We start from the raw sequence: 20,536 nt of genomic DNA, 5'->3' as shown, positions 1-20,536 counted from the left end.
TCGGCATCAAGACCCAAAAGGGGCGGCATACAACGACGCTCGTTGAACTCTTTGCACTGGAAATTGGCGGTGAAGTCGCGGACACACCGGGGATCCGGGAGGTTGGTTTGTGGGGAGTGGACACTGAGAGCTTAGAATACTACTTCCCTGAAATGGAACCGCATCTCGGTCAATGCAAATACAGCGACTGCGCCCATGTCGCTGAGCCTGATTGCGCTATCCAAGATGCTGTTGAAACCGGTGAGATACATGCAGAGCGGTATCGAAGTTACGTGGTGTTGCGAACGGGTGAGCCGACAGAGCTCTAATTTTACAATCTATCCCATAAATCGTGGGAGGGTTTTGTAAGCCCGATTTAAAATGCCCGCGCTCGGGTAAATTTTGACAAATTATATTTATGAGACACACGCTAAAATCGTGGGAAATGTTTACGCGCGGAGTCCAATCGTTCTGGTACCCCGATATCAATCCAACTTGCATCCGTTTGTAGCGTATAAAGGTTGGATACTGACGGAAAAACGTCGCGTTCCATAGAGAAGGTTTCCTGTCCCTTTGGAAATGCGTCGGCAATTGTTGCATTGAAGAGATACACTCCACCATTGATGTATCCGGCAGAACAAGTCGGCTGTTTCTCACGAAACGCCAGAATCTTTCCAGTGCTATCAGATACAATTTCGCCATACGGACGGATATCTGATACATACACACTTAGAAGCACGCCCGCCATATCTTGTTGAAAGCGGTTTAACATATCTCGGAGTGAAAAGTCCGCAAGTAGGATATCGCCGTTCAGCACAAAAAACGGGGACGTATCAATCTGTTTCATCGCGTTCAGAATCGCGCCACCTGTTCCAAGTCTCGTCTCCTCTTTGGCATAACGGATACGGATTCCAGCGTAATTGACACCCACCCGCTCATAGAGTACATCGTGCAGATGTCCAGACGCAAGGACGACCGCAGTAACCCCTGCTTCTCTCAACAATCGGATCTGCCACTCCAACACTGTTTTCCCAGCGATCTCCAGTAAAACCTTCGGAACAGTTTTCGCGGCTTCACCGAGTCGAGTCGCAAGACCACCACACAGAATAATGGCTTGCATCGTTACGATTCCTTTGAATATGCTTGTAGCATAGTCTATTCGGCTGTGCGTCTGAATGTGCTTGTAGCATAGCCTGTTAGGCTGTACATCTTTGATTGTCAGAATCAGGATTTTCGGGATTTACAGGACAAAACCTCTTAACTGGTAACTGACAACTGATAACTGATAACTAATTTACACCGATCTGTGGCCTGCGAAACCCCGTGGGTTTTCAAAAGCATCTACCCACATATCGCACCATTCTTGATGTTCAGCCAAGATGGTTTCAGGATTTTTTCGGCTGCGTACGATGAAATCGGGATGCGCTGTCCGTCCCGTGTGCTGTCCTGTGGTCTGATAGCGCAAATCCAACGACCAGCGACACCGGTCGGACGTGTTCGGTTCTGAACGATGTGGCGTAAAACGGCTCAATAAAATAAGGTCGCCTCGGTAACATTCCAGCATGAGCGGTTCAACATCCGGCATTAACTCCGGTTTGATCATTGTCCCGCCCTCTTTCTGATGAGTCAGATAACCCTTCTCTTCAGTAATACCCGGCAACGCCTGAAGGCATCCCATTTCTATTGTGCTATCACCTAACGGCAACCAACACGTGACAATCTCGGAGCCTTCTGCCTCTGGCATCATGACGCCAGCATCTTGATGCCACGGCACACCACCTGCCCAACTTGCGTTCCCATCTACAACCGGCGGTTTCGCACGCAGGTGCTGGATCGGATTGCAGGTAATCTCCGGTCCAACAATGCCTTCAATGACATCTAAAAGGTTATCATTCTTCAGAAATTCAAAGATGGCTTGACCGCGGTAGTGCATAATATCCAACCCGCCTGCCATCTCGCCGGACTGTGCGAGCAACAGTCCAAAACGCCTATCGAAAGGCTCATCTTCATGCAAGTTCTCGATTTTACCCGCCTGTTTTAAGGCGAGGGCACGTTCCGAAATCCAGTCTGAAATCTCGTCAATCACTGGCTGGAGGTCTTCATCCGTCAGGGCATTTTTGACTATCAGCACGCCTTGTGTCCGATAAGTTTTGCACTGCTCTTGCGTGAGTCTCATAAGAAAATTTCTCCATCTTAAGGGATGCGGTTCTGCGTCCGAAGGTTATAAAGAAAACGTAAGCCCAAACAACGTGCCGGGCTGGCTCTGAGTCAAGGAATGTCAAAACATCCAGCCCACTTCACCGAACCGCAAGGAAAAATTAAAAATATAAAAAATGTTGTAAATATGATACCATATCAGAGAAAATTCAACAAGGAGCATTATGGCAATGAAAGGCAAACGGATTGTGATGCCAGCGAAGCGTTCAGCAACGCTGGAGGATTTTGAACTTGACGAAGTGCTTACCCCAAACCAAATCTTACTGAAAACGCACTATAGCTTGATTAGTCCCGGTACCGAAGGCGCAGGGTATACCGGACTTGAAAGCGGCACGCGGTTCCCACACGGCTCCGGCTATACAGCGATCGGTGAAGTGCTCAAAGTTGGTGAAAATGTAACGAAATGTGCCGTGGGGGATCTCGCTTTCTGTTATGGTCCGCACGCCTCTATCACTAAAACGGAAGCAGTGCTTTTGGCGTTCAAACCGCCTTTAGATATAGACGAAAAACTGGTGCCGTTTGTCCGAATGGCAACAGTGGCAATGACATCTCTGCGCGTATCATCTGCTGAATTTGGGGATACTGTTGCCATTATCGGCTTGGGGTTGGTCGGTAACTCCGCATCACAACTTTTCAATTTAGCGGGTATGAAGGTTATCAGCATTGAACGAGTGCCGCGACGCCTTGAAATCGCCCAGCAGTGTGGTATCCAACATCTCATTAATCCCGACGAAGAGGATGTGCTGGAACGCGTCGTCGCGTTGACAGACGGCGAAAAAGCGGCAGTCACCGTCGAAGCGATTGGAAACCCACGGCTCGTCGAAACGGCGTACCAATTGACTGGCAGAAAGGGCGAGGTTATCTTACTCGGTTCACCGCGTGGCGAATACATCACCAATGCAACGGAAATCCTGAACTATAGCCACAGTATCGGTTTAGGCGCAATTACACTCAGAAGTGCGCATGAGTGGGTTTATCCAACAATGCACTCGGGCGAATCAAAGCACTCACTTGAACGCAACTCCCGCTTGGTGTATTCACTGATATGTGAAGGCAAGTTCAAAGTAGAAGAATTACTGACACACGTCATTGACCCAGAAGATGCACAATCCGCCTACGATGGATTGACGGATCGGAAAGATGAATACTTAGGCGTGATCATGGATTGGACTTAGTATTTTGAAAATTTCACGCGAAGCCGAGCTGAACCGAGCGTTGACTGATGCCAGAGAATTGCAGCACCTTGATCCAGTATCCCGAGAAACTTCGAGCGGCTACTGCTCCGCTCTCGCCGCCTTCGCCGCCTTGAAGTGGCGTACCGCCGCTTCAAACTTGTCGCGACACCCCGTGTTGCAGAATCCGACGACGTGACCGTCGTACTCAGTCAGCGAGTCAGCCTGTACCGGTTTACCGGACCAAGGGCAGGTTTCGTTGAGGCAGTCGGCGATGTCGAGATCCGTCATCCCGTCTTTCTCGGAAAAAACCTGTTTTGGGTTCTGCAAATTTCTGTTCCTCCTTGTATGCTTTACGCATATCTGCAATTTTAAATCGGCCACCGATCTTGGAATTGGGTGACCATTGCTTCAGGGGCACCGTGCTGTGCCAAGAAATCCACAAACGCTTGGTAGAGTCGGCGTGCCTCTGATGTGTCGGATTCAAATCGGTTATTCAGTTGTGCAGGATCAGAAGGTAAATGGAATAAAGACTTCGGCGCACCGCGGTTCTCCAAAAGGAGAGACCATGTACCGTCGGTGATATTCCCATGCGGGCTGCCACCATCCGGACTCCAGCCACCGACCCAAGCACCGTGCGTGACCGCATATTCACGTCCGGTGTCGGTATCTCCCATGATAGCAGGTAGGAGACTGTTGCCTTCCACCTGTGCCCCGCGTTCTGCCCCGAACACATCAATGACAGTCGCAGGAATATCAGCAATACTCGCAAGCGCGTCTGTATGGCGTGGTGTTGCTTCAGGATGATAAACCAGCAGCGGAATGTGGACAATCTCTTCATACATGCTAAGATTCTTAGCAAGCAGCCCATGTTCACCCAATAGGAAGCCGTGATCTGCCATGAAAATAATCATCGTATTTTCGGTCAACCCCATGTACTCAATTTTCCGCAGCAGCTGCCCGATCCAATTGTCAACCAGCGACGCTTCTGCCCGGTAAAGCGCGTTGAGGCGTTCCGTCTCACGTTCATTCATCGGATTGGGACCGTAAGGTGGATAAATCGGTTCTGGACCATCATAATCGCTCGCATCGAAACGCTTTAGGTACCATTCAGGAGCATCCCACGGTTCGTGTGGATCGAAGGTGTCTACCATCAAATAGAAGTTTTCGTGTTGATAGTTCCGCTCTAACCAATCGCAAGCCGTTTGCACAGTCTGGGCGACGAAAGTATCCGCCTCCGTCTGTCGAAAGTCAGTATTTCTAATATGGTTTCCGAGACCAGCGGGTAATCTATTTGGGTGTGTCCGTGTATATTCGCGATACCGCAATGAATCCTGCGATTCATAATCGTACGGATGCGTCTCCAAGCAGTCGCCTTCCTGTCCGCGAATCCACTTCCATCCGGTGAACCCGCGATTGTAAAAGAAACCGTTGTTGATATGGTGTGGCGTATCCGCGATCATCATGCTGACAACGCCAGCCTTCGTTAAATCAGTTGCGATAACCGGTACATCTCGTTTAAGCGGTTCCCATCCGCGCCGACAGATACTGACCTGCCCCGTCACCAAATCCCCACGGATTGGCACAGTCGGGTAACTACACACGTATGCTTTGTCAAAAACGACACACTTCTCAGCGAAAGCGTTTAGCGAGGGGGTGTATCCTTTTCCCCCATAAATAGCAAGGTTATCGCGTCGAAACGTATCTGAAATAATGTGGATTATGTTCATGTTGATTAGGGTCTCCATTGGTGAAATGATATAGGTGTCAGTTTAGCTCGTGGTTGGACTGAGAAACAGGATCTTCTTTACTGACAACTCTCACTGCGAGGCAAACCGATAACTGATAACCATTCTTTTCATATTATACACCGTCTTTGATTTCTGATGAAGTCTTTTCACGGGCAGCCATCTGCACAACAGCCGGTAATAATCCGTAAATTCCCCAAAATGGAATCCCAATCGCATCACCGTTCAAGAGATTGTTCACCGTGAAATGCACCATTAACGAAATCTCCGCTGCCATCAATCCGATGACAACAGAACGGTAAAACCCGTCGTCTATCGTTTTGAGTGCTCGGAAACCGTAGCGTAAGAATGCAAGATTCAGCCATATCCATACGCCCAAGCCAACAATTCCCAATTCTGCCATCACTTGAAGGTATTCGCTATGTGCACCGAGTTGATACTGCGCCGTGTAACTTCCAACGAGGGCTACATCTTCTTCATAAAGCATTGCAAACGCACCATAACCTTTACCCAAAATCGGATTCTCAAGGAACATCACAACTGCTTGACCCCACCGTAGCAGGCGCGCTCGGTTTGAAGCATAACTGATATCTACTGCCGACGAAACCCGCTCGATAATAATGTGATAGACACCGGGCAAATTCAGGCATACCAATAAGATGAGACATGCCGCACCCATAAACAGAATCTTTTTATGCGTAACACCCCTCCCAAGTTGCAGCAGCATAAAACCGACTGTGACAATGACGGAGAGCCAGACCCCACGCGAAAAACACATTAGAAGTCCAACACTGAAACAGACGAACCACGCCGTCCATAAAACTCTGTCGTAAGTGCTGTTGTCAAATAGGAGGCGACTGAGGCAAACCAAAAAGAAAATCGCGGTGAAGGCACCATAAACAGAGTAATTCGTAAACGGGGCACTCCGATAGGCACTTGTCCACTGCCACGCGTCAATGTGATAAATTAGGACAATCACTGTCCAGATAACAGCAACAGCGGCGGAAGGAAAGGTAGCAATAAACAGTCGTTTCAGGGTTGCTCTGTTTTGGATAACCGCATACACGATAACACTAAACAGCATGTACACTGTCGCACGCAGCGCGCCTTTGAATGTGCCAAAGAGATCAGGTGTATTAATTCCTGAAAGGAAGGTAACGAAAATATAGGCGCAAAGTGGTACCAAGAACGGAAAGGTATTTTCTGGTTTCTCTTTCTGTAGCACCCGATCAACTATTTTTTGCGCGCAGTAAACAGCGACGAGCATACCTAATAGCGGTTCTGTCGGTGTTTGAATTTCAAAGCGCCCCGGAAGGATGTAGCGGAATGAAAAGGGCAGGGCAATTAACAGCAGATAGACCGCGATCTCCATGCCGAGGAAAACGAAGGCACCGGTTACAACCAGCAGGCTAAGGAGTGGGAGCGGGGTGTCCGAATAGCCGCCGATAATGCCACCGAACACGAGACAGATGAAAAAAAGAAGAATTCGTTTGGCATGCTTTAAGAACATCCGTGGAATAACTATTAGGTTAGAATTTCATTTTCACACCCAATCCGATCGCAGTACCATCTAAAATCAGGTTGAGCGGTGTCGTGCCTGTTGTCTCTACTGTTTTGAGTATCCGTTTCAACTCAAGGTTGAGCGCAAGGTTATATTCCCACTGAAGCAATTCTGCCCCGATGATGACATATCCTGTTGGACCAGAGGAACTGTCATCGAAACTGATGCCTTGTTGCTCAAGCAGATCCACTGCATTGCCACTAAAACTCGTCCCCAAAAACCCGATGCCGCCGCCCAAATAGATCGGTAAAAATTCGGATAGCAAAACGGGGCGATAGATAAACTGATATGAAATCGGAATGAGTGTAGTAGAGAGGTTCGCCGAGGTAGGTGGTGGAATGTCAAGTTCCATCTGCCAATAGCCGAATTCAAAACGTGAATCTAACTCCGGTGTGTGTTCAAACACAACCGAGAACGTAGGCAGCAGAGCACTCGGAACACTTGATACGCCGACACTCTGGAGGATATTAGTCAAGCCACCTAACTCCGGTTTATATGAAAACAGGGAAAGTTGAAATGAAGGAGAATCAAGATGTTTACCCAAGAAATCTCGGACGGGCGAGGGGCGCAAGGATGGGCTATCAACAGCATCCGCGGGCGTTAGACAGAGGATCAGAAGTAGCAACATGAAACATACAAAGACCAGACGCATAGAAATAAAGTCCTTATCCAACGAGTGCTGTAGGACATAGATATGGCAACGATGGGCGGGCAAGGAACCCGCCCCTACGTTGATATGAAACAGTTAGGCTACATCATTGCGCCAGCGGGGAGCAGAATGACTTCAGCCCTGCGATTCATAGCTCTGCCAGCGGCAGTATTTTGCGGGGCGACAGGTTTCGTGTGTGCCATGCCAACTGCCTCTATTCTGGCGGCATCAATTCCTTTGGATTTCAAGTATTTTGATACCGAGTTGGCGCGTGCTTGTGAGAGATCCCAGTTGCTTCTATGGCTTCCACGCAGCACCGGCGTGCCATCAGCATGTCCAACAACTACAATCTTTGCATCCGATGCCATGAGTTGATCGACGACACCGTCAAGCATCTCTTTGTCTTTGCTGGATAGGCCGGTCTGTCCGCTGCCGAAATTGACGGTCGTAACCACCATCGGTTTCTTGGCTGCCTCTTTCGCGTTCATAGCAACCTGTTCTTTCACAGCCATCAGTTCAGATCGAATCTGTTTTATCGCTGCGCCGTTAGCTGTAGCGTTCTGTCCTACAGCATCCAGCTGCATTTTCAATTCAGCATCTCCGCTTTTCGCAGCGTCCATTGCTTCTTTGCCTTGCATGTCAATCGCCTTGGTTAAGTCCGCGCGGAGTTGTGCGTCCCCTTCTTTGGCTTTTTGCTCTGCAGCAGCAATAGTGTCGGCATCACCTTGTTGGGATGCGGCAATCGTCTCCTCCTTCGCTTTGGAGATTGCCTCTGTCGTATCTTTATTATTCTGATCGACTTTGCCTTCTAACATCGTGAATTTGTTTGACATGTCAGAGTTGGTCTGCTCTATCTGTGAGACATGTTCATTCTTCCACATTTCAAACTCTTCTTGGTTTAACTTGCCGCAACTACTAACAACAAGCGCGACTCCCAGAAGAGCGATAATTGTGAAAGTGGTTCTACTTAGCATGGATTCCTCCTAATGTTTAACGACAATTCTGAGCGTTACTTGCAAACCGACATTAAAGCGTCTGTTTTTAAGTTACCCCAAAATAATATACTCTATTTTCCTCGGAATTCTTCTCAAATCCCGTTTTGAGCGTATGTATGCAAACGGAATAATTACCTGTCCCGCGCACAAACAACGGTTTTCAATGCCCGAAACTGCATCGCGAACTTGCAAAATATGGAAAACCTGCAAGTAATTTATTCGCACAGGTGCTTTTACTATGAATTATATCACTTTTATCCAAAAAAAGTCAAAAGTTTTTTTCACGCTCGCCAAAACAATAGGATTAGATGTTAAAACATCCTTGATTTTTGATGCAATATAAGATAGAATTAAGTAGCCGTGAGGTTCAGAAATCGACACTGATAGAAGGACTTTGCAAGCGTCACGAAACTAACATGAGTACAAACCAAGGACTACTGACAACATGGGACAGATAAGCATTATCCTCATCGCGGGTTTACTCTTTCTTTTTTCCTTTGAACCGCCCCAAACTAACATAAACATCAGCGATATGCAGGTGGTGCTTTGGACAATTGTATTAACAGGTTTCCCTGTGCTCCTTACGTGTTTCGTGACATCGTACGTGGCGCGAACTTTTCCTGCGGACAAAGAAGAGAACCTACCGAAACTTTATCGCTTGCGACGCTTCATGATCGTTTTTGAGTGTATGAGTTTAGCGGCGTATCTGTGTAATATATACTTGCTGAATTTGCCCACCTTGATTGATAAACACCTTGCCTTCTTTCCCATGAGGCACCTGCGCCAGATATTCGCATTGCTTCCGCTTCTGATTGGTCTCATCTGTATCCGGCTTGCCTTTTATCAAGTGAATCGGCTCCAACAAGGACACTACCGAGAGGTCGCCACACTTCAATTCAAGTTTCTGCTCTTCCCACTGCTGCCGATGTTGGCTTATCTCGCCACAATAGATGCTGTGTACTGGCTCCCATATTCAGTACAGATGTTCATCCTTGAGCACCCTTATGTACTCATAGGGTTGATTCTACCCGTGATTGCGTCCGCTTATATTTTTGCACCACTATTCATGCAGTTTCTATGGAAAACGGAACCCCTGGCGGTCGGTTCAGCATTGAAGGGAAAATTAGATGTGTTGACGAAACAGAGCGGCATAAAATATCGGGATATTGTAGTATGGCAGACCGGTTCGCTATTAATAGCCAATGCAGCAGTCGCGGGGACCTTTCCGTGGAACCGCCGAATTTTCCTGACAGATGCACTCCTTGAATACTTTACAGATGAAGAGATCGAAACCGTCGTTGCCCACGAACTTGGGCATATCCGCTACAGACACATTCCGACGTATATGCTGTTTTCGATCTTCTATCTATTGAGTTATCTGTTTTTCTTTGTGCTTGTTGAAGAACCGTTGGTGGCATATTTCGGGGAATCACAAATCTTGCCAACGTTATGTTCATTAACTTTTCTAATCGTCTATTTCGTGTTCATCTTCCGGTATTTGTCAAGACGCTGTGAACATCAAGCCGACCTATATGCGGCTGCGCTCACGAAGAAACCCGAAGCATTTAAAAACGCTTTGATGAAACTTGCTGTGCTGAATTCGGTGCCAAAATCAATTCGACGGTTTTTTGAAATGTTCAACACACACCCATCTATCCACCGGCGAATTGATTTTATCAACCAGTGGGCAGAACAAAATTCTGCCATTCAACGTTATAAAAACTATCTACTTGAAGTCAAAATCTTAATTGCCCTGCTTCCGATATTTGGTATCCTCGCGTTGGTGTTGCTCCGTTAAGCAGCGAACCGATACTGAATCAGATGAAGTTGAAGTTCAACAATCCACAATCGCCTCAATCGGAAGTTTGCTCTTCTGTAGTAAAGGATACCTCGTCTGCCTCTGTATCCTCTTCAATCGCAAATTGGAGTCGCTCTACGATCCGATGTAATGGCAATTCATACTCTTCTTGAAGGCGACGTTTTTCGTCAGCGATGTGGAACGCGACGAGCAACGGAACCCTCGCTTCATCAAAGCCTCTCCTGAGATAGGATTCAACTAAGCTTTTGACCTGGTCAACGAGTTTACCGATGTCTTCCGCGGTTAATTCCTCGGTCGGTTTGATAGTATAAGGTGTGCCGAGTATAACGAATCGAATCGGTTTATTAAGATCTTGTTCTTGCTGTTCCATTATATCGTTATTGACCCCTTTCGTATTTTTTTACGGTTATCAGTTTTAGTCCCGTAGGGACGATATGTTTATAGGGCTTGGTGCATTATCTCTGTACACGGTGCAATACCCGTCCATGTTTCAAAAGCGATTGCCCCCTGATGCACTAACATACCGATGCCACCGAGCGTTTCACAGCCGCGCACAGCGGCAGCTCGCATAAGCGGTGTCACCGGAGGCGTATACACGATATCGTAAACGACAGTGTGCGGTTGAAGCCAATCCGCAGAAATTAACAGTGGATGTGTCGCGTCCATACTAACCGTCGCAGTGTTGATGAGGAGCATGCTCTCACGAACAGCAACAGGCAATCGAGGATCCGCAAACCCCAACCCCTGCATGGAAATACCCGTTTTTTGACGCATCTCCTCAGCCAAGGAGATAGCTTTCTCCACTGTGCGGTTAGCGATCGTAATCAAAGCTACACCCGCGAGTGCCAACGCAACAACCACTGCCCTGGCAGCACCTCCTGCCCCTAAAACGACAACATTTTCGCCTACTGGCACAGACATGTTTCCGTTTTCCTCTAAGGCCCTCAAAACACCCGGGGCATCTGTATTGTCGCCGTGTATCCCGTCATCAGTAAAGGTGAGTGTGTTCACTGCTCCAATGAGTTCTGCTTCCCGTGAAATCGATGTAAGATGTGAGATGACTGCCTGTTTATGCGGAAGCGTCACATTAATGCCAACGACATTGGTCGCTTTAAACCCCGCGATTGCGTCTGACAAATCATTCGGGCGGACATGAAAAGGGACGTATACGTAATCAAGTCCGGCTTTGGCAAAGGCAGCATTGTGCATCTGAGGCGACCGGCTGTGTTCAACGGGGTCACCAATAACGCCGACGATACGCGTATGTCCTGTCAGTAAGTGTTGCTTTTGCATTGTTTAATGGTTTTGCCTGTCGGTAGTCGGTGTCCGGTTGTCAACGCCAAACCAGCCTGCGAGAAGAAATTAACGTTGTCTACGGGATCGTGTAGCTATCTTGCTGACCGCTGATTGCTGACTGCGTCGGAAGCACGCCATCACGGTGATCGTGATCGCATGACTTCCGAGGACTGCCAATTGCTATCTCCCAAGCAGTTCTTCAACGGTCTGTTTCGCCGCCTCCATCTTTGGATAGCGAATCTCTCGATAGCCACGGACCTCCTCCACAGATTCTAAAGCGCGGAGATGCTTATCGTAAGTCTCGGCATCGGTTGGAGCGAACGTGTCAATCACACGGGAAATATACCACTCTCGGAATGCCTTTTCTTTCGCATGCCATTCCGGTAATAACCGTCTTAGAAACTTCATCCGTTTCATCAAGTTTAACTGCCAATTGTGCGTGTCAATATCTGTCTCAAAGTCAAATCCCATAACAGTGAAATGCGGACGATTGAGATGGACATATTTAATCCTGTCGCCGTTTTTGGTGTCAACCTTGTATAGTGCCTTGTCCCGTTCCAATTTTTCTTTGCTTGTCAGAAGATGTGCAACATAGACTTCGTCCTTAATTAGCATCACCTTATGCAGATATCTGATAGCGGCTTTTGTAGCACGATAGCTGTATGATTCTGAATCACTCGCACAAACCTGTTTTACTTTTTCAATATACATCCGGGCATAGTTAATGCCTTCAAACTGGACGAGGTCGTAGGTATAGAGTGCCAGCAGTCGATGAATATTGTCCGAACCAACATCCATTGTCTCCACGGCACTTTCAACGAGTGTCGCGTACCTTTGTGCCAAACGCTTTCCGCCGCGTTTGCTCTCCAGAATCTGTCGTTTTTCAGAGAGCATTTCGGCATAATTCGACTCGCGGGGTGCCTCATCTACGAGTTGTTGGGAGTCAAGCGCGAGCCGCCGTCCGACATTGAATGCTTTCATATTCGTCTCTAAATCGGCATGCGGGACCATCTGCTTGAGTGCCAATTGGAGCGGTTCCAGTTCAAGAGGTATCAATCGGCGTTGGAAGGCGGTACCCAAGAGCATCATGTTCGCATACAACTTGTTGCCGAACAACTGCTCAGAGGCAGTAAACAGATCAATGCCGAAATACGCCTCGGATTTGGTATGGGTCTGAAGTGTCTCTTCAAGTGCATCTGGATCAAAATCGTCTTTACCAATGAGAGTCGTTATTGTCTCGGTTTTCGCTGTATTGACTACAGCAACGGTACGATCAGGTGATGCGACACGGAAAAGCGACCGCGGGGTGATACCACGAACAGCCTCTAAGATGTCAAGTCCTAACAGCAGATCCGCTTTGCCATACGGGATCATCGGAGAAGCGTGGACACTCGGTTGCGTGTATGCAATATGTGTATAAACCCCGCCGTTGCGAATTGCCAATCCTTTCCTGTCACAAAACGTTACATCGTAGCCTTGGAAATACCCCGCAACGACAAGGACCTTGGAAATAGTCCCAATGCCCATGCCACCGACCCCTGCAGCATACGTGTTCCAACTCCGCTCAAATGTCAGTGGTGGCGGCGGTGGTAAGGGATCATCACTCAGGAGATCTCGGTAAGCGGATGCCATCATCTGCGCTTGTGGTGGACGTTTACGGGTGACGATAACCTCTTCAAAGGCTGGACACGCATATTTAATCCGCGCACACGCGCCATCAGAGACGCAGTTTGATTGGTCAATAGCAATCTTATCACCATAATCGGTATCAACAACTTTTAAACCCGGACACCCTGTAGCCGTGGTGCATTCCCGACAAAATTCGCAAACTTCAGGTGTGATATTGATATGCTTTTCGTATTTCAGGAAACCATCTTTGGCTATAGTCTTACGTTGTTCGCGACGGAGGCGGCGGTGGTAAGTAATCGCACACTCTTTGTCAGCAATGACAATTTTGATGCCGGGTTTAAGGATGGTCTTTTCAAGATGTTTTTTGTAGTTTACCCGATCTTCTGGGTTGGTGCGTACAATATCTATTTCCGAATCGCCAGCGAGCCCTTGAGCGACCTGCTCAATGTCCTGTGCAAACGTCGGATTACCGAGGAGGTCAAGTTCACCCGCTGGCGTCGGCTGGTGCCCAGTCATTGCCGTCGTTTGGTTATCTAAAATGATATAAGCAATATCTTGGTTGTTTTTGATTGAATCTGAAATCGCTGCCATCCCACCGTGGAAAAAGGTTGAATCCCCCATGAAAACGATCTGCTTATTTTCAATAAACGGGTCAATACCAGCACCTGACCCACCACCTAACGCCATTGCGGAGAGGTTGTGCATCAACCGCGGAAACGGTTCATATTTGAGCATCGAATAGCAACCGATATCCCCGTGAAAGACAAGATCTACCGGTACTGAATTGTGGTGCTTTTTCATGTAGTCCGTATCCATAAATTGTCTTGTGATTTCAAGGAAGACACTTGAGGAATCGCGGTGTGGGCAGCCCGGACAGAAAGTAGGTGTTCGTTGTGGGATGTCAATTTGTTGTTCAGATACCTGTTTTTGGAGTGTTTCTTCACACGTGAGATGTTCCAAATCGACAGGCGTACTGTTTGTGCTAAGGCGATGTTTGAAAAGTGGGATGAGTTTCTGGATGAGAATAGATGCATCCAATCCGGAAGCTGCGGGAATACCTGCTAAACTGTCGGGGAATTGTTTTCCCCAGACGCTTACGTACCGTTTGATACCACCGTCTTGGTACATTTGCGTAAGGAGTGCTTTAATTTCGTTTTCTAAGAGGGGACGTTTCTCTTCAACAACGTAGATTTCGTCAACCTGTTCAGTAAACTCTCGGACGATATCCGCGTCAATTGGATGGGTCATACCGAGTTTGAGAACTGGAATGTCGCCGTATAAGTTTAATTCGCCGAGCGCGTGGAGGAGGCAGCTGTGTGCTAAACCGGCACTGACGAATCCGAGTGGATACCGCTTTTGGCTTGAAGGATCTCCGACAAACTGAATTTTATTCAGTCCGAGATCCCTTGCCGTTTCAAGAGCCGTGGGCAGCCGTTCCTGAAACGTTTCCGTCTCAATCTGGGCGGTATGCGGGGGTAAGACAACCCGTTTATCGGCATCAATGAGTTGGGTATCAAGGCTAACGCGTTTCAACTCGGTAATGTCAGGATAAATGTTAGGTTGAAGTTCAACATTTCCACCGCCACTCGCTTGGTTTTCAGTCGTTAAATAACAAACATAGAGATCGGCTGCAGCAGAAATCTGGAAAGCACAGTGAACCCAGTCCTTAAGTTCCTGAAATGTGCTCGGTTCAATCAGTGGCGTATATACATGCCGCGCCAAAAATCGGGAGTCAGCAGGTACCTGTGTGCTGTGCGACCATGTATCATCACCAACGACAACGACAGCCCCGCCGGTTGTTCCTGCAAGGTTGCTAATCGCCAAGGCATCGGAGGCTACATGTAAGCCGACGCTTTTCATAAACGCTATTGCGCGGACATCCGCCATCTGTGAGCCGTTGAGACGCGCAATACTTAACGCTTCATTGTTGGCTATCTGCGCGATGATGCCGTTGTTTTTCAACAATTCCGCATTCCGTTGGAGGACATCAAATACTTCGGCAATCGGGGAACCCGGATACCCTGTGAGCAGACTAACCCCACTCTCCAAGGCACCTTTGACTAACAACTCGCACCCCGTATAAACATGCGTTCCGCTGGCTTGTGTAAACCTGTCGTCCATATTTTTAACTTCCTTTGCGGTTCGGTCAAGCGGGTTTGTTGCTTCAATCACCTTTTCGTAAGCCGTCTTCCATTTCATTCCAGACTATCGTTTTTGGGTTTTTCATCGGAAACCCGATTTGGACATCGGACAAAGGACAAATCGGAGCAGAATTTTTAATTTTCCTTGCGGTTCGGTCAAGTGGGTTTGTTGCTTCAGTTGCCTTTTCGTAAGCAGTCTTCCGTTTCATTCCAGACTGTCGTTTTTGGGTTTTTCATCGGGAACCCGATTTGGACATCGGACAAATCGGAGCAGAAACCTAATATTTAAAAACTATTTTTCAGACAATAACTCTCGCGCATGTGCAAGCCCTATTTCTGTTTCTTCGCCACCGTGCATACGGACGATCTCACTAACCTGCTCTTCCGCTGTCAGTAGTTTCGCCGTAATCAGGGTACGTTTATCAACAACCTTTTTCTCGACCCGAAAATGATTATCAGCAAAACGGGCGATCTGTGGGAGATGCGTAATACAGATAACTTGTGAAAACGCCGAAAGTTCCTTCAACTTCTTGCCGATAACATCGGCGACCTTGCCGCCGATACCGCTATCGATCTCATCAAAAAGCAGTGTCGGAATCTCGTCAACTTGAACCAGCACCGTCTTTAAAGCAAGCATGATCCGAGAAATTTCGCCACCTGATGCAATCCTCGCGATCGGACGCGCTTCGGAACCGATGTTCGGGGCAATCAAAAATTCAACATCGTCCATCCCGTCGGAACGAAACGCGTAACGTTTACTATTTACTTCAAACGGGCCGCGTTCGTCTGGAATGTGTTGGACGGATGCCTGAAACTCTGCTTTGTCCATGCCAAGTGTACGGAGTTCCTTCTCAATCCGCTCCGAAAGATGTTTCGCGACGTGCAGCCGTTTCGCGGAGAGCGTAGTACACAGATGTTGGGCTTCTTGGATTGTTTTTTTAATTTCCGCTTGAAGCGACTCTTGTTTCTCTGAACCGAGGTGTAAGGTCTCCAACTTTTGTTCTGCTTCAGCATGGTATGCCAGTACCTCGGAAAGAGTGTTGCCATAACGCCGCTTCAGTTTTGCAATCAGGGCGAGCCGGTCGGCGATCTCGTCCAATCGTCCTTGATTGAATTCCACGGTGTCAGCATACTGACGGATCTGTAAAGCGATATCTTCCAATTCGTAGAGCGATGATTCCAAACGATCCTGTAATTCCGAGAGGCTACCATCAAGATCTGATAAATCTGTAAGCGCGTTCGCAGCATCTTTCAAACGGTCAAGTGTAGACAAATCCGTTCCCATAGCCCCACCGCCAAAACCACCGGATCGGTTGCTACCATCAAGTTGTTCGCATACATAGTTTGCAGACTGGGACAATTTTTCCGCATTTTTTAGGACACGGGCTTCATCTGCCAACTTTTCGTCTTCACCTGCCTCCAGATTCGCCGCAGTCAGTTCTTTAATTTCAAATTCAAGGAGATCTTTTTCGCGTTCTGATGCAGCCAAAGTGTCCGCAACGGAGGCCGCCTCTTGTTGCAAAGCGCGTAGTTGCGTATATATCTTGCCAACCTGTTGCCTCGCCTCACTGCTCCCACCGAAATCATCCAAAAGTTTGAGATGTGTTTCGGTCCGAAAAAGCGATTGATGTTCGTGTTGCCCGTGGATGTCAACAAGCAGCGTGCCGAGTGCCTGCAATTGCTTTAAATTCACCAAACGTCCGTTGATATGGCAGCGACTTCTACCGTTCGCGCTGATTTGCCTCGAAAGAATCACCACATCGGATGGGTCCAACACATCGCTAAAGGCAAAATCGGTGTGCCACATCGGATGTGTGTCGTCAGGGGCGACACTCGCCTCTACCTTTGCGAAATCGGCACCTTCGCGCACAATATCGGCGGAGGCTCTCTCACCTAACACCAATCCAATCGACTTGAGGATGACCGATTTACCAGCACCTGTTTCACCTGTAAAGATATTCAACCCGGATGCCAGTTCCAATTCAAGTTCATCTATGAGGGCAATGTTGCGGATAGAGAGTGTTTCTATCATTATAGTTGCCAGTTATCAGGTGTCGGTTATTGGTTATTAATTATCAATGGTTATCGGTTTTCAGAGGAATAGTTTTCAGTTTTCAGTTCGGTTTTTCTGCAAAAAACCTTTCAGTTTTCAGAAAGAGACCTTAGGAATATCTTAACCCGCTTTAACTCTCACTGCGAGGCAAACTGACGACTCTTAACTGACAGCTATTCCCAGCATTAGTTTTTCACGTAAAGCTCTATAGTAACTATGATGTTGCGAACGAATAAGCCGAATTGTTCGTTCCGCTTTCTGCACTTTTATGACTGCGTCGGCAGTGAGGCTGTGTGTCTCACGCTGCCCATCTACAAAAACATCAACGCTCTGGTAGGCAGCACGCATCTTGACGGTTATCTCAGCATTACCATCGGCGATAAAAGGACGCACGGTCAAACTGTGCGGTGCTATAGGTGTTAGAAGGATCGCTTCTAACTGCGGGGCAACAATAGTACCCGCACAAGAGAGCGAGTATCCTGTTGAACCACTCGGTGTTGCAATTATTAAACCATCGGCATTGTACGGTATAAAGAGTTCGCCATCAATATGTGCGTCTAATTCAATCAGACGCGTATAGTGACGGATAACAACATCGTTGAGCGCAAAAGCCCGGAACGGTTTTTTTAATTTTCCTTTGTCCGAAAACGCGACTCCGCTATCTGGGTCTAAAGAAGCACGCGTTTTTGGGCAAGGTTCAGTAAAGTAGGTTTCTGCCTTTACGTTCCTGTCCGTATATCCGCCCTCCATTTCATTACGGGCTATGACTTTGTTAGAATCTGCAATTTCTTCTTCCGATTCGGTTAACTCTACTTCGGGCTGTCCATCTACAACGACTTCTAACATCATTCGATGTTCTATCCGATAGTCCCCCGCCAACGTCGCCCTTAAGGTCGGATAGAGTTGATCAAGCGAGGCGTCCGTCAAAAACCCAAGCGTCCCAATATTAATCGCTAAAATTGGTACATTCTCAATTTGCGGGGTGTGGGCTGCGCTCAATAGTGTACCATCTCCACCGAGAACGAGCAGCATATCTGCCTGTTCAACTACCTCCGTTTTGGAGATACCCGTTTGCGGGTACCCTAATTCAACGGCTTGTTCCTCTGGAAGCAGCGCGACAATACCTCGTTCTTTAAGCCACGTAGACACACCTTCAACGACACCTACCGCGTTCGTTTTGGTAGTATTGACAAAAAAACCGACCTTTTTTATTTTTTTCATCTCGTCATGCGAAGGGGTTGCTTATAGGCTATTAATAAAAAACTCGTCTTCTAATTCTCCAAGCGCATAAATAAAAGAATAACACCACCGCCGACGAGAAAAGCTCCCGCAGTAATGAGCAGATTCATATCGAGTTGCGGTAATATGTGAGCAGTATCTATACGTTCCCCGTCAACCGTTGTAAACTCGCGAAAGGGCCATAATCCGTAAAGTGAACCCACCATCAGTCCGATAAGAAAGGCGATTGTGAGGTTGCGGTACCGCTCCAACAGATAGTTGAGCAATCGTGTAAATGCCAAAAGCCCAAACAGACAACCGAGCGCAGCGAAAGCGAGTATCAGAACACTTCCTAACATCGCCTCCGTTAAAGTACCGTTGATCAGTCTTGGAACACCTTCCATCAAGGTATTGATCGCCGTTAAGAGTGGAAAATAGACCCCGAGCGCGAGCATCAGAAAAGAACCACTGATGCCGGGCAGGATCATCGCTGAAATCGCGAGTACTCCACTTCCGAAAAAGAGTCCAAGTTCCCAATACGTTGGAAACCCATCTGTGTGTCCAGCGCTGTCAACCATCATTGCCTCGTTCCCGGCTTTATGGGCAACCCGTTCTAACTGCTTTTCACCCGTGCCCATGGAGAGGCTTAATATCAAAGCAACGGCGATCAATAGTACCAGCAATTCCTTCCAACCGAACGCCTTTAGCATTCGCAACGGTACGAGAATAGATGTTAAGATCAATCCGCTAAAGAAACCGTAAGTCGCGTCGTGGTAATTATTTAGCAGATAGACAATCAGTTTCGACGTAAGCAATAGGGCAGCGATCGCGCCGATGCCTAACAGTGCCAGAAAACCGAAGTCAATACGGCGAAGTTCAGCACCTGCTTCCGTGAAGGCAGGTTTTTTGAATCTTAGTACCCCGAGTAATTTTTTAACCGTTGAAAACCCGATGCACCGTAATGCGCCGATAAGCCGCTCATAGATTCCCAAAACGAGGGCAAGGGTACCACCACTCATACCGGGGATAATATTGGCAATGCCTATCAGAAATCCGTTAACAAGAAGTCGGAGTGAATTCATATTTTAATTGTCAGTTGCCCCATCTGACGAACCGTCGTCAATGACAACAATCTCATTGATGAATTCAGACGCTTTCTGAATTATCTGTCCAATTGTTTTAGATTCATTGTCAACCGGTAGCAGGCAGATTTTCATGATTTTAGATAAATTATACTATAAAAATCATTTTCTGTCAAACGGTATGTGGATAGGTGTGTAAAGTTTTTGGCATTAACGACTTCTACGCTTTTGTTAAGAGGGTTTTCAACCTTGATGTGGAAGTGATGATTTGATAGTGGGATGTCTTATACAGCACTTACGCAGCCTGCCTTTTAGGGAACAAGAGTCCGCGCTTCTGCGCTGGTGCAGTTTGTAACCCACGTTTTTCGGTACATCAGAAAACTATATAAATTCTAAGTTGACTTATATAAATATATATTGTATGATATATTTAAAGGGTGGAGAATTAGCAAAAAATGGGTTTCTGCTTTCAATCTTTCAATGACGCGTTGCACGCCGAAAATTGAAACTAAGGGAAAATACCTTATGAAAAAATTCCAAAATTACGTCACATTTCCACGCACCACGTGGCTTCTGCACGTCACAGTGACGTTTAAACGTCCCACAAAACTCACATAAGCAGAAATTAAAAGTGAGTTGCGGACAGGGTAACATCTCACGCAATTGTATCCATCGGACAGACGCTAATTTTCACTTGCAATCTGCTGTGAATTTTTGTATAATACTTCACATAGATTTATGATTGGGCAGAATAAATAATTGAAAAATTGGGGCGAAGGTGGTTACCTTATGACTATCGGCTCTCGGCGATTGCAACGCTCTTTCCCACGTTTGGTTGGCAGAACCTGTCCGAATTCAAAATTCAGCGAATTCGGTTCGATGATTGGGAGTGCGAGGCATTGCTTGATTAAATTATTCCATTAGGTCAACTACCCAAGTCTAAAGACTTGGGCTTGTGAGAAGCGTATACCCAACGT

The 20,536-nt window shown here is 47.3% G+C and carries 17 protein-coding genes; 3 read left to right on the top strand and 14 right to left on the bottom strand.

What is annotated here, in order from left to right; all coding sequences use genetic code 11:
• On the top strand, positions 1 to 308 hold a 308-nt coding region (rsgA, locus tag OXH00_05390; GenBank protein ID MCY3740433.1), incomplete at its 5' end, for a ribosome small subunit-dependent GTPase A.
• Positions 309 to 409: 101 nt separating this feature from the next.
• Here the strand turns inward: rsgA and OXH00_05385 are convergent.
• Positions 410 to 1,099, bottom strand: coding sequence for a sugar phosphate nucleotidyltransferase (locus OXH00_05385; GenBank protein MCY3740432.1), 690 nt, complete (start codon positions 1,097 to 1,099; stop codon positions 410 to 412).
• A gap of 174 nt (positions 1,100 to 1,273) precedes the next feature.
• Positions 1,274 to 2,155: a phytanoyl-CoA dioxygenase family protein gene (locus OXH00_05380; GenBank protein ID MCY3740431.1), complete on the bottom strand. Its 882-nt coding sequence runs from the start codon at positions 2,153 to 2,155 to the stop codon at positions 1,274 to 1,276.
• A 211-nt stretch (positions 2,156 to 2,366) separates the two neighbouring features.
• Here OXH00_05380 and OXH00_05375 point away from each other — a divergent pair, with 211 nt between their 5' ends.
• Positions 2,367 to 3,371: a zinc-binding alcohol dehydrogenase gene (locus tag OXH00_05375; protein ID MCY3740430.1), complete on the top strand. Its 1,005-nt coding sequence runs from the start codon at positions 2,367 to 2,369 to the stop codon at positions 3,369 to 3,371.
• Between the two features lie 99 nt (positions 3,372 to 3,470).
• On the opposite strand, the gene OXH00_05370 is transcribed toward OXH00_05375, so the two are convergent.
• From OXH00_05370 to OXH00_05350, 5 genes are all read right to left on the bottom strand, one after another.
• Complete coding sequence (locus OXH00_05370; protein ID MCY3740429.1) at positions 3,471 to 3,659, bottom strand: glutathione S-transferase; 189 nt, start codon at positions 3,657 to 3,659, stop codon at positions 3,471 to 3,473.
• 80 nt (positions 3,660 to 3,739) lie between these two features.
• Positions 3,740 to 5,098 (bottom strand): sulfatase, encoded by a 1,359-nt coding sequence (locus tag OXH00_05365; GenBank protein ID MCY3740428.1) that lies wholly within the window; start codon positions 5,096 to 5,098, stop codon positions 3,740 to 3,742.
• Between the two features lie 133 nt (positions 5,099 to 5,231).
• Positions 5,232 to 6,626, bottom strand: coding sequence for an O-antigen ligase family protein (locus OXH00_05360; GenBank protein MCY3740427.1), 1,395 nt, complete (start codon positions 6,624 to 6,626; stop codon positions 5,232 to 5,234).
• Positions 6,627 to 6,645: 19 nt separating this feature from the next.
• Positions 6,646 to 7,329, bottom strand: coding sequence for a hypothetical protein (locus tag OXH00_05355; protein MCY3740426.1), 684 nt, complete (start codon positions 7,327 to 7,329; stop codon positions 6,646 to 6,648).
• Positions 7,330 to 7,427: 98 nt separating this feature from the next.
• Entirely contained in the window at positions 7,428 to 8,300 is an 873-nt protein-coding gene (locus OXH00_05350) for an OmpA family protein (protein MCY3740425.1), read from the bottom strand.
• Between the two features lie 466 nt (positions 8,301 to 8,766).
• Here OXH00_05350 and OXH00_05345 point away from each other — a divergent pair, with 466 nt between their 5' ends.
• On the top strand, positions 8,767 to 10,119 hold the full coding sequence (locus OXH00_05345; GenBank protein MCY3740424.1) for a M48 family metallopeptidase: 1,353 nt from the start codon (positions 8,767 to 8,769) through the stop codon (positions 10,117 to 10,119).
• Between the two features lie 55 nt (positions 10,120 to 10,174).
• Here the strand turns inward: OXH00_05345 and OXH00_05340 are convergent, their stop codons facing one another.
• From OXH00_05340 to OXH00_05310, 7 genes are all read right to left on the bottom strand, one after another.
• On the bottom strand, positions 10,175 to 10,510 hold the full coding sequence (locus OXH00_05340) for a hypothetical protein (protein ID MCY3740423.1): 336 nt from the start codon (positions 10,508 to 10,510) through the stop codon (positions 10,175 to 10,177).
• 68 nt (positions 10,511 to 10,578) lie between these two features.
• Positions 10,579 to 11,433: a shikimate dehydrogenase gene (locus OXH00_05335; protein ID MCY3740422.1), complete on the bottom strand. Its 855-nt coding sequence runs from the start codon at positions 11,431 to 11,433 to the stop codon at positions 10,579 to 10,581.
• Between the two features lie 183 nt (positions 11,434 to 11,616).
• On the bottom strand, positions 11,617 to 15,264 hold the full coding sequence (locus OXH00_05330; protein ID MCY3740421.1) for a 2-oxoacid:acceptor oxidoreductase family protein: 3,648 nt from the start codon (positions 15,262 to 15,264) through the stop codon (positions 11,617 to 11,619).
• Between the two features lie 234 nt (positions 15,265 to 15,498).
• Positions 15,499 to 17,238 carry a DNA repair protein RecN gene (gene recN, locus OXH00_05325; GenBank protein ID MCY3740420.1) on the bottom strand — a complete coding sequence of 580 codons (1,740 nt, stop codon included), beginning with the start codon at positions 17,236 to 17,238 and terminating at the stop codon, positions 15,499 to 15,501.
• Positions 17,239 to 17,421: 183 nt separating this feature from the next.
• The gene (locus OXH00_05320) at positions 17,422 to 18,480 is read right to left on the bottom strand and encodes an NAD(+)/NADH kinase (GenBank protein ID MCY3740419.1); all 1,059 of its coding nucleotides are present in this window, start codon (positions 18,478 to 18,480) and stop codon (positions 17,422 to 17,424) included.
• 50 nt (positions 18,481 to 18,530) lie between these two features.
• The gene (locus tag OXH00_05315; GenBank protein MCY3740418.1) at positions 18,531 to 19,559 is read right to left on the bottom strand and encodes a DUF368 domain-containing protein; all 1,029 of its coding nucleotides are present in this window, start codon (positions 19,557 to 19,559) and stop codon (positions 18,531 to 18,533) included.
• Between the two features lie 3 nt (positions 19,560 to 19,562).
• Positions 19,563 to 19,694, bottom strand: a complete 132-nt coding sequence (locus tag OXH00_05310) for a hypothetical protein (GenBank protein MCY3740417.1) — start codon at positions 19,692 to 19,694, stop codon at positions 19,563 to 19,565.
• Positions 19,695 to 20,536: the final 842 nt, after the last annotated feature.

The organism is Candidatus Poribacteria bacterium (assembly GCA_026706025.1).
Lineage (GTDB): Bacteria > Poribacteria > WGA-4E > WGA-4E > WGA-3G > WGA-3G.
This window is presented reverse-complemented; position numbering and strand designations above follow the sequence as displayed.

Bases quoted from the DNA above. Each gene is read 5' to 3' on its own strand.
- OXH00_05355 (MCY3740426.1), bottom strand. From the start codon at position 7,329: ATGCGTCTGGTCTTTGTATGTTTCATGTTGCTACTTCTGATCCTCTGT.
- OXH00_05385 (MCY3740432.1), bottom strand. From the start codon at position 1,099: ATGCAAGCCATTATTCTGTGTGGTGGTCTTGCGACTCGACTCGGTGAA.
- OXH00_05330 (MCY3740421.1), bottom strand. From the start codon at position 15,264: ATGAAATGGAAGACGGCTTACGAAAAGGTGATTGAAGCAACAAACCCG.
- OXH00_05375 (MCY3740430.1), top strand. From the start codon at position 2,367: ATGAAAGGCAAACGGATTGTGATGCCAGCGAAGCGTTCAGCAACGCTG.
- OXH00_05315 (MCY3740418.1), bottom strand. From the start codon at position 19,559: ATGAATTCACTCCGACTTCTTGTTAACGGATTTCTGATAGGCATTGCC.
- OXH00_05360 (MCY3740427.1), bottom strand. From the start codon at position 6,626: ATGTTCTTAAAGCATGCCAAACGAATTCTTCTTTTTTTCATCTGTCTC.
- recN (MCY3740420.1), bottom strand. From the start codon at position 17,238: ATGATAGAAACACTCTCTATCCGCAACATTGCCCTCATAGATGAACTT.
- OXH00_05345 (MCY3740424.1), top strand. From the start codon at position 8,767: ATGGGACAGATAAGCATTATCCTCATCGCGGGTTTACTCTTTCTTTTT.
- OXH00_05350 (MCY3740425.1), bottom strand. From the start codon at position 8,300: ATGCTAAGTAGAACCACTTTCACAATTATCGCTCTTCTGGGAGTCGCG.
- OXH00_05365 (MCY3740428.1), bottom strand. From the start codon at position 5,098: ATGAACATAATCCACATTATTTCAGATACGTTTCGACGCGATAACCTT.
- OXH00_05340 (MCY3740423.1), bottom strand. From the start codon at position 10,510: ATGGAACAGCAAGAACAAGATCTTAATAAACCGATTCGATTCGTTATA.
- OXH00_05370 (MCY3740429.1), bottom strand. From the start codon at position 3,659: ATGACGGATCTCGACATCGCCGACTGCCTCAACGAAACCTGCCCTTGG.
- OXH00_05380 (MCY3740431.1), bottom strand. From the start codon at position 2,155: ATGAGACTCACGCAAGAGCAGTGCAAAACTTATCGGACACAAGGCGTG.
- OXH00_05335 (MCY3740422.1), bottom strand. From the start codon at position 11,433: ATGCAAAAGCAACACTTACTGACAGGACATACGCGTATCGTCGGCGTT.
- OXH00_05320 (MCY3740419.1), bottom strand. From the start codon at position 18,480: ATGAAAAAAATAAAAAAGGTCGGTTTTTTTGTCAATACTACCAAAACG.
- OXH00_05310 (MCY3740417.1), bottom strand. From the start codon at position 19,694: ATGAAAATCTGCCTGCTACCGGTTGACAATGAATCTAAAACAATTGGA.